Consider the following 14,250-nt stretch of genomic DNA (forward strand, 5'->3'; position numbering starts at 1 on the left):
CGGCCTGCGGATCGACCACGTCACTGACTGCCAGAGGGTCGGCAAAGGACACTTGTGGCGTGACCGCAGCGCCCAATTACCAAGATCTGCACGCCTTGGTCGACCAGCTCAGGCCGGACCAGGCGCAAGAGTTGCGCGCGGTCGCGCTCCGGCTGGTCAAGTCCAACGAAGCCGCCGAAGAGCTGGAGTGCGAGCAGCGGTCCAGGCGCCGTCGGCTGTCCTTCATCGGCACGATGAACTCCGGTGCCGGGGATCTGGCCGAACGGCATGAAGAGATCATCCGGGAGGGGTTAGCCGAACGGCTGGGGCTGCGCGAGGTCGCGACCCTTGATCACCGGCATTTCCGCGTGGTCCGGCCACGTCATGTACCGGCCTTCGATCTTCTTCCCTGACCAGGAAGCAGGCCGTAGGTGGTTTGGGCGGTGGTGGCGGTTATCTTGCCGGTGTCGAGGTCGAGGAGGATGTCGGCGGGAGGCCGGTCGGCCGGGGAGCCGATGCCGCCGCCGCCCGTCGTTTCGACGATCAGGGCCTCGCCGGCGCCGATGCGGACGTTGTTGACCTTGGAGTTCAGGCGCTCGACGGTGCCGTCCAGGTGGCGCTTGAAGAAGCCGCCGAGCCGGCCGGGCAGGCCGCCCGCTCTGCCGGGCGGGGCGTAGCGCAGCCGGTCGCCGCGCGTGGTGACATGGGCGTCGGCGAGGAAGCGGAAGACCGTCCTCGATCCGAGACCGCCCCGCCAGCGCCCCGGCCCGCCCGAGTCGGGGATGGTCTCGACCGACTCCACGATCAGCGGGCAGCGGGTCTCCACCGGTTCGACCTGCGGCACCGAGTTCCGGCCGATGCCGAAGTGGACGCCGGTCGCGTCCGGCCCGTCCTTGCCCGCCCTGGCCCCCACCCCGCCGAAGTCGTAGGAGAGATGGATCCAGTACGGCGCGGCGCAGGCGGCGACGCTGAAGGGTTGCAGGATCCCCGAGGCGGCGATGGCCCGATCCGGCATCGCGTCCGACAGCGCCTGGAAGATCGCCTCCATGGCCGCATAGATCGGTACGAAACGCCCGCCGCACGGGTAGGGGGAGTGGGCGTTGAGCAGCGACCCCGGCGGCAGGCGCACGTCGATCGCGCGCAGGCAGCCCTCGTTCATCGGGATCGCCGGGTCCAGGAAGCACCGCACCGCGAACACGGCGGCGGCCAGCGACTGCGACGACGAGGAGTTGATCGCCGCGGGGACCTGCGGATCGGTTCCCTCGAAGTCCAGGACGATGCCGGGCGTCCGTGCCTCCCACGCGCCGGGGGGCGGCACGGTGACCGTGACGCGGACGGTGTGCGAGCGGGAGAGGTCGATCCCGTCGTCGTCGACGGCGTAGGAGGAGGCGTGGCTGCCCGGGGGCAGTTCGGCGAGAGCCGTACGGGTGCGGGCCTCGGTGTAGTCGAGGTAGGCGTCGATGCCCGAGGCCAGCCCGCCGGGGCCGTGCTCGGCCAGCAGCGCCGCAAGCCGCGTGGCCGCCACGGCGGTGCCCGCGACGAGCGCGCGGACGTCGCCCATGACCTTGTCCGGCGTGCGGCTGTTGGCCCGCAGGATCGCCTCGATCGCCGGTTCGACGCCGGAGGCCGTGGCCAGCCGTACGGGCGGGAGCTGCAGGCCTTCGAGGAAGATGTCGGTCGCGAGCGGCGCCATCCCGCCCGCCGACAGGCCCCCGAGGTCGGAGACGTGGATCATCGTGGCCGTGAAGTACGCAGGCCGCGCGTCGACGAACACCGGCCGGTAGACCAGCAGGTCGTTGGTGTGCACCCCGCCCCGGTAGGCGTCGTTCAGCACGTACACGTCGCCCGGCCGCATGGCCTGGGCGGGGATGTCGGCTAGCAGTTCGGGCAGGGCGACCTTCAGGGCCATGCTGTTCATCAGGGTGGTGGCCATCGACTGGGCGACGAGCCGGCCCCCGGCGTCCAGGATCGCGGCGGAGGCGTCCGACCCCTCCACGATGAACGTCGAATAGGCCGAGCGCACCACCACGATGCTGGCCTCCTCGGCGGCCACCACCAGCGCGTTCCTCAGCACCTCGGCCGTGAGCGACTCGGTCAACGGGCACGCTCCAGGATCACGGCCCCTTCGGGGGAGAGGGCGGCGGTCCAGCCGGGCGGTACGACGATCGTCGCCTCGGCGTCCTCGATGATCGCGGGCCCGTACGCCGCCGGGCCGTACGCCGCAGGGCCGTACGCCGCCGGGGCGGGAGTGGCCGGGCCCCGGGGGCCGCGCAGGTGGTCGCGGGTCAGTACGGGCGTGCTGGTGAAGCCGCCGCTCTCCGGGAACCACGCGAGCCTGGAACGCCGGCCGCCCCCGCCGGAGCCGTCCGTACCGTCGCCGGGTCCTGCGGTGGCGTCCTCCTTCGAGGGAAGCGGGGTGGCGGCCCGCTGGGTGAGGCGGACGCGGTAGCTCACGATCTCGATCGGCCCTCGCTGCGCGATGCCGTACACCTGCTGGTATCTCGCGAAGAATAGGTTGGCCAGCTCGTCGGGCGAGTCGCTCCACGGCACGGTCAGATCATGCGCCTGGCCGGCGAACCGTACGGCGGCCGAGCGCTCCACCGTCACGCCCGGGGCGCCGAGTTCGAGGCCGAGATCCGCCGCCGCCCCCGCGGCCATTTCGCCGAAGACGGCCGACGGGTCACCGGCTCCGAGCCGGGACAGCACCCGGTCGGTGGACAGGTCGCCCGCCAGCAGCCCGGCCGCCGACGCGACCCCGCAGTGCGGCGGCACGACCACCGTGTCGATGCCGAACCGTTCCGCGACCCGGGCCGCGTGCATCGGCCCCGCGCCGCCGAAGGCCACCATGACGAAGCCGCGCGGGTCGATGCCGCGCTGCACGGTCACGACGTGGACGGCGGAGCCCATCGCCGCGTTGGCGATCTCGTGTACGGCGTGCGCCGCCTCGGCGCGGGAGACCCCGAGCGGCCAGGCGAGCCTCTGGTCGACGGCCTTCTCGGCCGGTTCGTGGGAGATCGGCAGTGAGCCGAGGGACGACGGATCGAGGTACCCGAGCACCAGGTCGGCGTCGGTCACGGTGGGCTCGCCGCCGCCCAGGCCGTAGCAGGCCGGGCCGGGCGCGGAGCCCGCCGACCGGGGGCCGACCCTGAGCGCCCCGGCGGAGTCCACCCACGCGATGCTCCCGCCGCCCGCACCCACCTCGGCGAGGTCGATCGCGGGGGTCTTGATCGGCACGCCGGTCCCGGCGCGCCGGCCGCCGAAGCTGCCCTTGCCACCGACGTGGAACTCGTGGGTGATCTCCGGCCTGCCGTTCCTGATGACGCAGGTCTTGGCCGTGGTCCCGCCCATGTCGAACGAGATGATGTCGCGATACCCGGTGAGGGACGCGGCCAGCGCCCCGGCGGCCGGTCCTGACTCGATCGTGGCGACGGCCCTGCGCGCGGCGAGCTCGGCCGACATGACACCGCCGCCGGACTCCATCACGTGGACGGGCGCGGTGACGCCGGCGGCGTGGAGCCGCTCGCGCAGCCGCTGGAGGTAGCGGGCCATGACCGGCCCGACGTAGGCCGACATGATCGTGGTCGTGGCCCGCTCGTACTCGCGGATCTCCGGCCACACCTCCGAGGAGATGACCACGGTGGATCCGGGAGGCAGGGCCTCGCGCAGGATCGCGGCGACCCGGACCTCGTGGCGGGGGTCGGCGTAGGAGTGCAGCAGGCACACCGCGACCGACGTGATGCCGCGCCCGGCGATCTCGGCCGCCACCTCGCGCGCCGCGTCCTCGTCCAGCTCCTCCAGCGTCTCGCCGCGCGGGCCGACGCGCTCGGGGACCTCGAAGCAGTCCTCCGGCGCGACCGGAGGCGGGGGCGGGTCGAAGCGCAGGTCGTAGCGGTCCTCCTCGACCCGTGCGTAGCGGCCGAGGGGGACGGCGCTCCGGAACCCGCGCGTGGTCACGTACGCGACCCGTACCCCCTTGCGTTCGAGCACGGCGTTGGTGGCGAGGGTGGTCGCGTGGACCACCCGGGTGACCGACCCCGGATGGACGCCCGCGCGGCCGAGGGCGAGGGCGACGCCGGTGACGATCCCGTCGGCCGGGTCGTCGTGCGTGCTCAGGACCTTGGCCACGGTCACCGACCGCCCGCTGACGACGACGTCGGTGAAGGTGCCCCCGACGTCGACCCCGATGGCATAGCTCACGAGCCGCACACTATTACCCGAGCAAGCGCTTGTCTATGAAGCGTCGCGCCGCCGCTCAGGACGCTCAGGAGGTGAACTGGACGCTTCCGATGACGTGGTCGATCATCGTCTGGTCGCACTTCGCGGGCGGGCAGAAGAACGCGATCAGCGCCACGGGCTGCCCCTGGCCCCGGCCGACGATGTAGACGACCAGATCGAGGCGTCCCTGCTGGCCGGGGTCGTTCACCACGCCGGTCAGCTTGAACGCGGGCTTGCCCGCCACCGTCGCCGTGGTCGGCGCCGAGGCGAAGTCGGCCGGCCCGGGGAGCACGAAGCTGAGGCTGCGCTTCAGCGTCTCAGGCGTGTCCGATGTGGTGATGGCGTCGTTGACCTCGGTGAAGATGCCGGTCGCCTGCTCGGGACGGGTGGTGAGCAGGCCGTTGACGGCGGCCCAGTCGGAGGCGATGGGCACCGAGAACAGGGTGTCGAACTCGGCGGCCGCGGGGGAGACGACGACGTACTCGTCGGCGTGCGTACGGGCCTCCCAGCCGCCGGGATACTCGAACGAGAGCGGCGCGGCCGTGGTGCCGGGGTAGCGCTTGGATCCCACGGGGCTCGCCCCCTGGCCGACCAGCAGCGTGGCGGCGACCGCGAGGGAGACCAGCACGGCCCCCGCGCCGATGAGCACGCCCACCGGCCGGCGTCTCCTCTTGGCGGGCTGCCCCGCGCCCGGCCTGGTCAGCGGCCCCCCGGGCGCGGAGAGCCCGGCCGGCCCTCCGGTGTCCAGAGAGCGGAGCGACGTGGTCGGCCGCATGGACTCCATGTCGTCCATGGCCCGAAGGGACGGCGAGGAGGCTCCCGGAGGCGCCGACCAGGCCGGGCGGCCCTCCGGCGGGCTCGCGTGCCGGTCCTCGCCGCTGATCGCGTCGCGGAGGGCCGCCACGAACTGCCCGCAGGTGGAGAACCGATCGGCCGGCGCCTTGGCGAGGGCCCGGGACATCACCTGGTTGACGGCGTGCGGGAGATCGGGCCGGTACGGCGTGAGCGGCGGCGGCTCATGGGAGACGTGCGCGTAGAGCAGGGCCAGCTCGGTGTCCCGCTGGAACGGCGGCAGCCCGCTGAGAGCCTCGTACACCACGCAGGCGAACGCGTACAGGTCGCTCCGCCCGTCCACGGGCAGCCCGCGGATCTGCTCGGGGGCCACGTAACGCGGTGTGCCCATGAAGTGGCCGTGGCTGGTCAGCCCCGCCTCGGAGTAGGCGCTCTTGGTCAGCCCGAAGTCGGTCAGGTAGACGTGCTCGGGGGCCCGCGCGGATCCCTCCGCGACCAGGATGTTCGCCGGCTTCACGTCGCGGTGGACCAGGCCGTTCGAGTGGGCGGCGTCCAGCGCCGACGCGATCTGCGAGAACAGGCGGTAGGCGCGGGCAACCGGCATCGGCCCGCTCGCCTGGATGAGCTTGCGCAGGTCGGCGCCCTCGACGTACCGCATGGCGATGAACAGCAGGTCGCCGCTCTCGCCCGCCTCGTAGATGGGGATGATGTTGGGGTGGTCGACGCCGGCCACCAGGCGCGACTCGCGCACGAACCGGTCGCGAAAGCGCTGGTCCTGCGAGAGCTGCGGGGCCAGCACCTTGAGCGCGACCGAGCGGCCGAGGCGATGGTCGTGGGCGCGGTAGACCGTGGCCATGCCGCCGCGCCCCACGACCGCCTCGACGAGGTAGTCCGCCACCTGGGCGCCGATCAGTGGAGGCATCGAGAATCCCTGCTCGCTCATTGGTCCACCGGGTGCCCGCAGAAACCGCAGAAGCGGTGCGCCCTGCCGAGGCGCATGCCGCACTGCGTGCAGAACAGCACCTGACCGCCGCTGCCCGCGGGGACGCCGTGCCCGGCGACCGCGGCCCCGGCGGGCCCGGCCGGAGCGGAGCCTCCCGTACCCGCCCCGTCGGGACGGGCGCCCCCGGGCGACACGGCGACAGGGGAGGCGCCCGTGCCCTGAACCGGCCCGGACTGCCGGTGGTACGCGGGGAAGGAGCCCTCCGGAGGCCCGGCCTCCATCGTCTGGGTGCCGCCGGGCGGCCACGTGGAGACGGCGGCGAGCGGTTCGGACGGGCTCTCGCCCGCCTCCTGCCCCGCGCGCCGGCGCCGCCGCAGCGTCAGCGGCACGGCCACCGCGATCAGCACGCCCGCGGCCACCACCCCGATGGCGGTCAGCAGCAGCGGCGACAGGCCCGTTGCGCTCTTCGCCGGCGGGGCCTTCGCCTGGCCGGGGGAGGGGGCGGCGGCACGGTTGGCCCGGGCGAAGCGCAGGTGGTCCTGGGCGACGGCATGGTCGGGACGGACCCTCAGCACCTGTTCCAGCACGGGTATCGCGTTGGCGTAGAACTTGTTGTGGTAGGACCCGAGGGCGGTCTCGTACAGCACGTCGACGGGGCCCCTGCGGGCGGTGACGTTGGCCGCGACGAGCGCCTCGCGAATGTCCTCCACCGGAGTCAGGGTCTCCGGCGCGTCGCCGCCCCCGGTGACGAGCCCGATGACCTCGCTCTTGCCGTCGTCGATCACCGCCGCGCCGTCGCCGTCGTTCGAGAGGAACGTGCTGAGCTTGGCGCGCTCGGCGGGCTTGAACGTGCGCCCGCCCGGCGGGTCGAGGTGGGCGGTCTCCACCTTGGGCGGAGCCTTCGCGCTCGGCCGGGTGGGCAGCCCGACGAGGTCGGTGGACTCGATGCCGCTGCCGAGCGACGTGGCCAGGGGGACCGTCGGGAGCGTCGAGTCCTCGCCGCCCTTGCTGAGCTTCAGCACGGCGGGCGCCGAAGGCGAGGTGCCGGTGTGCACCAGGTCGGCCGGGTAGCCCTCGGGCACGGGCGGGTCGGCGTACGGGAAGACGGTGACCTTGGTGACGGGCGTGAAGATGCAGTTGGAGTTCTGCTGCCTCGGCGGGTAGCACGCCTGGAGGCGGCCGTTGAGCTCGGGGTTCTTCAGCTTGTGCCGGGAGAAGTCGGCCGGGATCTTGACCTTGAAGTATTCGGCGAAGACGCGGTTGGCCGCGTAGACGGCGGGGTCCTTGCTGGACTGGACCACGCCGGTGGCGGTCACGATGACGCCGTCGGGGGAGACGTTGAACCCGCTGCCGGTGCCCACCGGGATCTCGTACTCGCGGACCACCTGCTGGATCACGCCCCGGTCGTCGAGCAGGTTGACGGTGACGTGGGCCAGCGCCTCGACGCGGACCGTTCCAGGTGTGACCCGGTCGGTCGAGCCGCTCGGGTGGGGGTGCATTGTGAGGGTGAGCGATCCGAGGGCGCTTAACCCCGCGACGAGGTGGTGCAGGCGGGGCATCTCCGCCTCCTATTCCGGATCAGAATGAATCCAGACTCCCAGTGCGGGCACCGCCGTTCAAGGCGTACGCGGAGGCCGTCATGGACTTGCAATCGGTCCTTGAACGGCCTGCGACAGGCGTTATCGATCTTGATCGGACTTGGAGGTAACTTGGAGGCGACTTGGGGTCGGGCGATTGGCCGTGTCGCGGAGGCCGGTTAAACATTAACCTCCAGGCTATGGCGGTACTCACCTGGTTTTATCGGCACTTCGGGGGCCGACGCGGAGCTTTTCCCGTGGTGTGCTCCCTGGGCCGCGTACGCCTTCCGATCTGCCGAGGAGTCCTCTCATGACCATCCGCATCGTCGTCGCCGACGACCAGGCCATGGTGCGCGCCGGGCTCCGCCTGGTGGTGGACTCCGAGCCGGGCATGGAGGTCGTGGGCGAGGCCGCCGACGGGGCCGAGGCCGTCAGCGTGACCCGCCGCCTGCTGCCCGACGTCGTCCTGATGGACATCTCGATGCCGAGGATGGACGGCCTGACCGCCGCCCGGAAGCTCCTCGACACCCCGAACCCGCCGAAGATCGTCATGCTGACCACCTTCGACACCGACGAGAACCTCTACGCCGCGCTGCGGGCCGGCACCAGCGGGTTCCTGCTCAAGGTGTCGCCCCCCGAGCAGCTCGTCGAGGCGATCAGAGTGGTCGCCGCCGGGGACGCCCTGCTCGACCCCGCCGTCACCACCCGCGTGATCGCGTCTTTCGCGGGCCGGCACGAGCCGGTCAGGCCGCCGCAGCTCGCCGAGCTGACCCCGAGGGAGCTTGAGGTCCTGCGAAGCCTCGCCCGGGGCCTCACCAACGCCGAGATCGCCACCGAGCTCTTCGTGGGGGAGGCCACGGTCAAGACCCACGTGGCCCGCGTGCTGATGAAGCTGCAACTGCGCGACCGTGCTCAGGCGGTGGTGTTCGCGTACGAGTCGGGGGTCGTGCGGCCGGGTGTCGAAGCCGGGTAGTCCGAGGCCCAGCGCTCGTCGCCCATCGGTCTCACCATCTCGCATCCTCGGCCGGGGTGCTCCACCCGAGCCGGGGCGGAGGAGCTGTTCCGTGTCGTCGATGACGCTACCCGGTGACCCCGCGTTCATCATCCGTCCAGCGGGTGACCCATACTCCGCCGTCCGGAGGAACCCGTAAGCGGGACGGGCCCGGCCGCGCCGCGCCCGGCGGCCGACCCCGTACCGGATCCCCGGCGCGGGTCCCGTAGACCGGCGGCCCCCCGACCGGTACGCCGTGCCCCCCTACCCGGACGCGGGACGTCCCACGCGGTACGGGTTTCCCGCACGAGGGGGTCATGCATGTATATTTTCCGTACATAACCGGATGATCCTGGAGAAATTTCGCTATTGGAGGGATGGGGCGGTATGAGGGCTTTCCCGAGGGTGCTCTTCGACGAGGCGCACAACGAGTCGTGGACGATCCGCCGTGAGGTCGCCGAGGCGATCAACCCGGCGCACCCCGACGACAACAGCTACGCCGGCGCCGCCGAGGTCCTGCGGCACCTCGGGCACACCGTCGCCGCCCACACCGAGGGCCCGATCACGCCGGCCGTGCTCGCCGCGCACGACGTCTTCGTCATCGCCCATCCCTCCGCCGACCGCTGGGAGCGCACCGTCGGGCTCGGCAGCCCGATCCTGCCGGTCGAGGAGCTCGACGCCATCGAGGAGTACGTCGCGGACGGCGGCGGCCTGATCGTGCTCGCCGAGTGCGAGCAGGAGAAGTACGGCAACAACCTGGCCGACCTGCTGGCCCGGTTCGGCGTGGGCATCGAGCACGCCACCGTCCAGGACCCGGGCAACTCCTACAACGGCGTGGCGACCTGGGTGCTCGGCACCCCCGTACCGGCCGAGGGGGACGACCTGACGGCCGGGGCGCGCGAGGCGTGCTTCTACCGCGCGGGCGTGCTGAACCCGCCCGCCGGCGCGACCGTCCTGTTCGAGACCTCCCCCGCCGCCGACCTCCCGCGCCGCGCGCTGGCGGTCGCCCTGCGCCACGGCCGGGGACGGGTGGTCGTGTTCGCCGACTCCGACCTGTTCGGCGACGACTCCATCCACGACCTCCGGCACGCCCGGCTCTGGGGCAACGTCGTGACCTGGGCCGCCCGCGTCCCGGCAGGGGCCACGGGCGGGATCGAGGTCGACGGCGGCTTCGCCGAGCTCAAGCAGGCCGTCGAGGAGCTGCGCCCGCTCACGGCCAAGGACGGGTCCGTGGAGGACGCCGAGGCCGCCGCTCCCATCGTCGAGCGCGTCGTCGCGAGCATCGAGAAGCTCGCGCCGCGCTTCCCGCACGACGAGGAGTACCTCGCCACCGTCGTCGCCGACCTGCGCAAGTGGCAGGCCGCCGGATACGGGGTGCCCGACTTCCTCGACTCGCTGAACGCCTTCCACCCCGACACCCAGCGCGTCGACGGGCTGGAGCACCTGGTCGTCTTCCCGATGTACACCCAGAACGGCAACCCGAACCGCAACCTGGAGGCGGTCTGGATCCGCACGGTGTGGCCGGAGTGGCTCGCCCACCTGGAGAGCGTGCGCTACGACAACCCGATGTTCGTGCCGATCGCGTTCGTCGACTTCACGGCCGGTTATGACACCAACTCCGCGGTGCTGTTCCCCGAGACCGTCGCGGTGCGCGAGACCCCGCCGCGGTTCACCTGGGGCGGCATCTTCTGCGACCGCGAGGCCGCCCGCTTCCGCAGCGTCGGCCGCGCCGCCGCCGACACCCTCAAGCTGGCCCTCCCGGCGGACGTGGGGCGCCTGCTCGAAAGCCAGGAGCTCGCCCAGGACACCTACGTCCTGTGGGACCTCGTGCACGACCGCACCCACAGCCACGGCGACCTGCCGTTCGACCCCTTCATGATCAAGCAGCGCATGCCGTACTGGCTGTACTCCCTGGAGGAGCTGCGCTGCGACCTGACGGCGTTCGGCGAGGCGGTCAAGCTGGAGAAGGAAGGCGTGCCGCACGCACGGTACGTGCAGTTCGGGATCCTGTTCGACAGGCTGTTCCGGTTCCCGATCACCGGCGATCGGGTGCGCAACTACGACGGCCTCGGCGGCCAGCTCCTGTTCGCCTACCTGCACCGCAACGACGTCGTCCGCTGGACCGACAACCGGCTCAGCATCGACTGGGACCGGGTCGCCGGTTGCGTGGCGGACCTGCGCGGCGAGGTGGAGAAGCTCTACCGCGACGGCATCGACCGCTCCAAGCTGGCGCACTGGCTCGCCGCCCACCAGCTCGTCGCCGCCTACGTCGCCCCGCACCCCTCCTCGGTGTGGAACCGCGGCGCGGACGCTCTCCCCGTCGAGGGCTTCCCGAAGGCCGTGGTGGACGCGGTCCTGCCCGACGAGTTCCCCCTGAGCATGTTCTACGAGGCCCTGCGTCGTAAGCTTTCAGGCGTCATCGAGGCCACGAAGGGAATCCGCGCGTGAGCAACCCCAGCCATCGGCCCCGTACGGTCGTCGTCGCCGGGGCGGGCGGGCCCACCGGCCGCACCGTCGCGGCGCGCCTCGCCGCGCGCGGCGACATCGTGATCGGGGTCGGCAGGCACGAGGCCGACGGCGTGACCGCGGCCGACCTCACCGACCCGAAGGCCGTTCGCGAGCTGGCCCACCAGGTCCTCGCGGAGCACGGGCGGGTCGACGGGGTCGTCCACCTCGTCGGTGGCTGGCGGGGCTCGAAGACCTTCGCCGAGACCGACCTGGCCGACTGGGACGTCCTGCACGAGCAGCTCATCCGCACCCTGCAGAACGTCTCGCTGGCGTTCGAGCCGGCGCTGCGCGAGAGCGACGGCGGCCGGTTCGCCATCGTCTCGGCCAAGGCGGCCCAGGAGCCCACCCAGGGCAACGCGGCCTACGCGGCGGCCAAGGCCGCCGCCGAGGCGTGGACCCTGGCGCTCGCCGACGCGCTGCGCGGCACCCAGAGCGCCGCGACGATCCTGGTGATCAAGGCCCTGGTCAACGACGACATGCGCGCGGCGAGCCCGGAGCGCAAGTTCCCCGGCTTCACCGACGTGAACGACCTCGCCGAGGCCGTCGCCGGTCTGTGGGACCGCCCCGCCGGCGAGATCAACGGCACGCGATTGGACCTCACCACGTGACCCAGGCACGACGTCACCACGACCCCGCGGTGAAGGGGTTCGCCAGCGACAACTACGCGGGCGTCCACCCGGAGATCCTCCAGGCGCTGGCCCTCGCCAACGGCGGCCACCAGATCGCCTACGGCGAGGACGCCTACACCGAGGCGCTCCAGGAGGTCTTCAAGCGGCACTTCGGGCCGGCGGCCGAGGCGTGGCCGGTGTTCAACGGCACCGGCGCCAACGTCGTCGGCCTGCGGTCGATGACCGCGCCGTGGGAGGCGGTCGTCTGCGCCGAGACCGCGCACATCAACACCGACGAGGGCGGGGCCCCCGAGCAGAGCGCCGGGCTCAAGCTGATGAGCGTGGCCACGCCCGACGGCAAGCTCACCCCCGACCTGATCGACAGGCAGGCGTGGGGCTTCGGCGACGAGCACCGCGCCCAGCCCCGGGTGGTCTCGATCTCGCAGAGCACCGAGCTCGGCACGCTCTACAGGCCCGAGGAGATCACCGCGATCGCCGACCACTGCCGCGAGCTCGGGATGCTCCTGCACCTCGACGGGTCGCGCCTGATCAACGCCGCCGCGGCGCTGGACGTCCCCCTGCGCGCGCTGACCACCGACGCGGGCGTGGACGTGCTGTCCTTCGGCGGCACCAAGAGCGGGCTGATGTTCGGCGAGGCCATCGTCGTGCTCAACCCCGCGGCCGTGCGGGGCCTGATCTACCTCAGGAAGAGCGCGATGCAGCTCGCCTCGAAGATGCGGTTCGTGTCGGTCCAGTTCGAGGCGCTGCTCGGCGGCGACCTGTGGCTGCGCAACGCGACGAACGCCAACGCCATGGCCGCGCGCCTCGCGGCGGCCGTGCGCGACATCCCGGGTGTGACGCTGACCAGGGCCGTCGAGGCCAACGCGGTCTTCGCCGTGCTGCCCCCCGACGTGGCCGAGAGGGTGCGCAAGCGGTTCCGCTTCTACACCTGGAACGAGGCCACGGGGGAGGTCCGCTGGATGACGGCCTTCGACACCACCGAGGCCGACGTGGACGCCTTCGCCGCCGCGATCGCCGAGGAGATGGCCCAGGCCTGAGGGCCCAGGCCTACTTGAGGATCGAGGGGTAGGGCTGGGCGCCGCGCTCCTTCAGCAGGTCCGTCATGTACTGGATCTCGCTGTCCTGCGTGTCCACGATGCTCTGCGCCATGCCCCGCACCTCGGGGCGGTTCGACAGCTTCAGCAGCGCCTTCGCCATCTGGACCCCGCCCTCGTGGTGACGGATCATGAGCTGGAGGAAGAGGATCTCGGCGTCCTTGCCCTTGGCGGCCTGGAGGCGCTTCAGCTCGTCGGCCGAGGCCATGCCGGGCATCGCGGCCGGCCCAGCGGAGGGCGCAGCGGAGGGCACAGCGGAGGGTTCACCGGTCGCCGGGGCCGCGCCGTGGCCGTGACCCGCCATCCAGGCCATCGCGGGCCGGTCGGTCGCCTGGTTGAGGCCCCACTGCTGGAGCCATCCCATGAACACGCCACGCTGGGCCGTCTGGGTGGTGATGATGTCGTACGCGAGCGACCGGATGTGGGAGTCGTCGCTCGCGTCGCGCACGGCGAAGCCCATCTCGACCGCTTGGGCGTGGTGGACCGCCATGTCGCGCGAGAAGCCCGCCTCGGGCGAGGCGTCCCCCGGAGGGGCGGACCGCCCGGTGATCAGCAGCATTGCTACGGCGGTGGCCACGCAGGAGACCAGCGCGACGAGGACCAGGCGAGTTCGTGAGGTGATCATTGCCAGCCAGAAGAGTGATTGCCTTGGGCATTAGACGCAAACGTTATTACCTACCCACTATCCTCCACATAAGCACGGGAGCTTGACCATTCAGGGTCATGACCAGCCGTTGGAGGATTGATGGCCAAGGAGAGGACGCAGGCACGGCGGGAGCACCTCGCCCAACTGCGTGCCGCGCAGAAACGCAAAGAGCGGCGCACCGCCATGCTCATGTGGGGAGCGGGGGCCTTCGTCATCGTCCTGCTGGTCGGCCTGGTCGGTTTCTACGTCATCCAGGAGCGGTCGCAGTCGGCGCTGGACGGGGTCAAGACCTTCGCCTACAAGGGCTCGCAGCACACCCCGATCAAGGTCAACTACAAGGAGACCCCGCCGGCCGGCGGCGAGCACAACCCCACGTGGCAGCAGTGCGGGGTGTACGACCAGCCGATCAACAGCGAGAACGGCGTGCACTCCATGGAGCACGGCGCGGTGTGGATCACCTACAAGCCCGACCTCCCCAAGGCGGACGTCGACAAGCTGAAGGCGCTCGTCACCTCCGACTACCTCCTCCTCAGCCCGTTCCCCGGCCTCTCGGCGCCCGTCGTCGTCAGCTCCTGGAACCACCAGCTCCCGCTCAAGGGCGCCGACGACCCCCGCCTGGCCAGGTACATCACGAAGTACAAGCAGAATCCGCAGACCACCCCGGAGTACGGCGCGACCTGCTCCGGCCAGGGCAGCACCGACAAGCTCGCCTCCGACAACCCGCTGCCGACGACGATGCCCTCCCAGGCTCCGAGCGGTGCGGCGACGCCGGAGGCCGGCATGGCCCCGAGCGCCACGCCGTCTTCCTGACCCGCGCCTTCCCCCGCCGTACGGCCCCGCGACCCCGGTCGTGAGCGGCCGTACGGCGGATCCGCC

Annotated in this window: 11 protein-coding genes; 6 read left to right on the forward strand and 5 right to left on the reverse strand. The window is 71.8% G+C overall.

All coding sequences use genetic code 11. The features are described from left to right. The first annotated feature begins 59 nt into the window (after window positions 1-59). Window positions 60-392 carry a hypothetical protein gene (locus ACGFIV_RS04675; RefSeq protein ID WP_392831942.1) on the forward strand — a complete coding sequence of 111 codons (333 nt, stop codon included), beginning with the start codon at window positions 60-62 and terminating at the stop codon, window positions 390-392. Here the strand turns inward: ACGFIV_RS04675 and ACGFIV_RS04680 are convergent. The 4 genes from ACGFIV_RS04680 to ACGFIV_RS04695 form a co-directional block, all read right to left on the reverse strand. Next, the gene (locus ACGFIV_RS04680; protein WP_392831945.1) at window positions 362-2,077 is read right to left on the reverse strand and encodes a hydantoinase B/oxoprolinase family protein; all 1,716 of its coding nucleotides are present in this window, start codon (window positions 2,075-2,077) and stop codon (window positions 362-364) included. The two genes, ACGFIV_RS04675 and ACGFIV_RS04680, sit on opposite strands and share 31 nt — an antisense overlap. Beyond that, window positions 2,074-4,176: a hydantoinase/oxoprolinase family protein gene (locus tag ACGFIV_RS04685; RefSeq protein ID WP_392831948.1), complete on the reverse strand. Its 2,103-nt coding sequence runs from the start codon at window positions 4,174-4,176 to the stop codon at window positions 2,074-2,076. Before ACGFIV_RS04685 ends, ACGFIV_RS04680 begins: the two co-directional genes overlap by 4 nt. A 64-nt stretch (window positions 4,177-4,240) precedes the next feature. Beyond that, window positions 4,241-5,908, reverse strand: coding sequence for a serine/threonine-protein kinase (locus tag ACGFIV_RS04690; RefSeq protein ID WP_392831951.1), 1,668 nt, complete (start codon window positions 5,906-5,908; stop codon window positions 4,241-4,243). Window positions 5,909-5,925: 17 nt separating this feature from the next. Then, window positions 5,926-7,488, reverse strand: a complete 1,563-nt coding sequence (locus ACGFIV_RS04695; protein WP_392831954.1) for a hypothetical protein — start codon at window positions 7,486-7,488, stop codon at window positions 5,926-5,928. 328 nt (window positions 7,489-7,816) lie between these two features. Here ACGFIV_RS04695 and ACGFIV_RS04700 point away from each other — a divergent pair, with 328 nt between their 5' ends. The 4 genes from ACGFIV_RS04700 (at window position 7,817) to ACGFIV_RS04715 (ending at window position 12,671) form a co-directional block, all read left to right on the forward strand. Next, window positions 7,817-8,479 carry a response regulator gene (locus tag ACGFIV_RS04700; protein ID WP_392831957.1) on the forward strand — a complete coding sequence of 221 codons (663 nt, stop codon included), beginning with the start codon at window positions 7,817-7,819 and terminating at the stop codon, window positions 8,477-8,479. A 405-nt stretch (window positions 8,480-8,884) separates the two neighbouring features. Further along, window positions 8,885-10,945, forward strand: a complete 2,061-nt coding sequence (locus ACGFIV_RS04705; protein ID WP_358552339.1) for a DUF6421 family protein — start codon at window positions 8,885-8,887, stop codon at window positions 10,943-10,945. Next, window positions 10,942-11,613 carry an SDR family NAD(P)-dependent oxidoreductase gene (locus ACGFIV_RS04710; protein WP_392831961.1) on the forward strand — a complete coding sequence of 224 codons (672 nt, stop codon included), beginning with the start codon at window positions 10,942-10,944 and terminating at the stop codon, window positions 11,611-11,613. The genes ACGFIV_RS04705 and ACGFIV_RS04710 overlap by 4 nt, the downstream gene beginning before the upstream one ends. Further along, complete coding sequence (locus ACGFIV_RS04715; protein WP_392831964.1) at window positions 11,610-12,671, forward strand: threonine aldolase family protein; 1,062 nt, start codon at window positions 11,610-11,612, stop codon at window positions 12,669-12,671. Before ACGFIV_RS04710 ends, ACGFIV_RS04715 begins: the two co-directional genes overlap by 4 nt. A 10-nt stretch (window positions 12,672-12,681) precedes the next feature. On the opposite strand, the gene ACGFIV_RS04720 is transcribed toward ACGFIV_RS04715, so the two are convergent. After that, window positions 12,682-13,353 (reverse strand): DUF305 domain-containing protein, encoded by a 672-nt coding sequence (locus ACGFIV_RS04720; protein ID WP_358552345.1) that lies wholly within the window; start codon window positions 13,351-13,353, stop codon window positions 12,682-12,684. 120 nt (window positions 13,354-13,473) lie between these two features. Between ACGFIV_RS04720 and ACGFIV_RS04725 the strand changes: the two genes are divergently transcribed. Further along, complete coding sequence (locus ACGFIV_RS04725) at window positions 13,474-14,184, forward strand: DUF3105 domain-containing protein (protein ID WP_358552347.1); 711 nt, start codon at window positions 13,474-13,476, stop codon at window positions 14,182-14,184. The last annotated feature ends 66 nt before the right edge of the window (window positions 14,185-14,250 follow it).

Origin of the sequence: Sphaerisporangium sp. NPDC049003, from assembly GCF_043197795.1 — a bacterium.
Taxonomy (GTDB): domain Bacteria; phylum Actinomycetota; class Actinomycetes; order Streptosporangiales; family Streptosporangiaceae; genus Sphaerisporangium.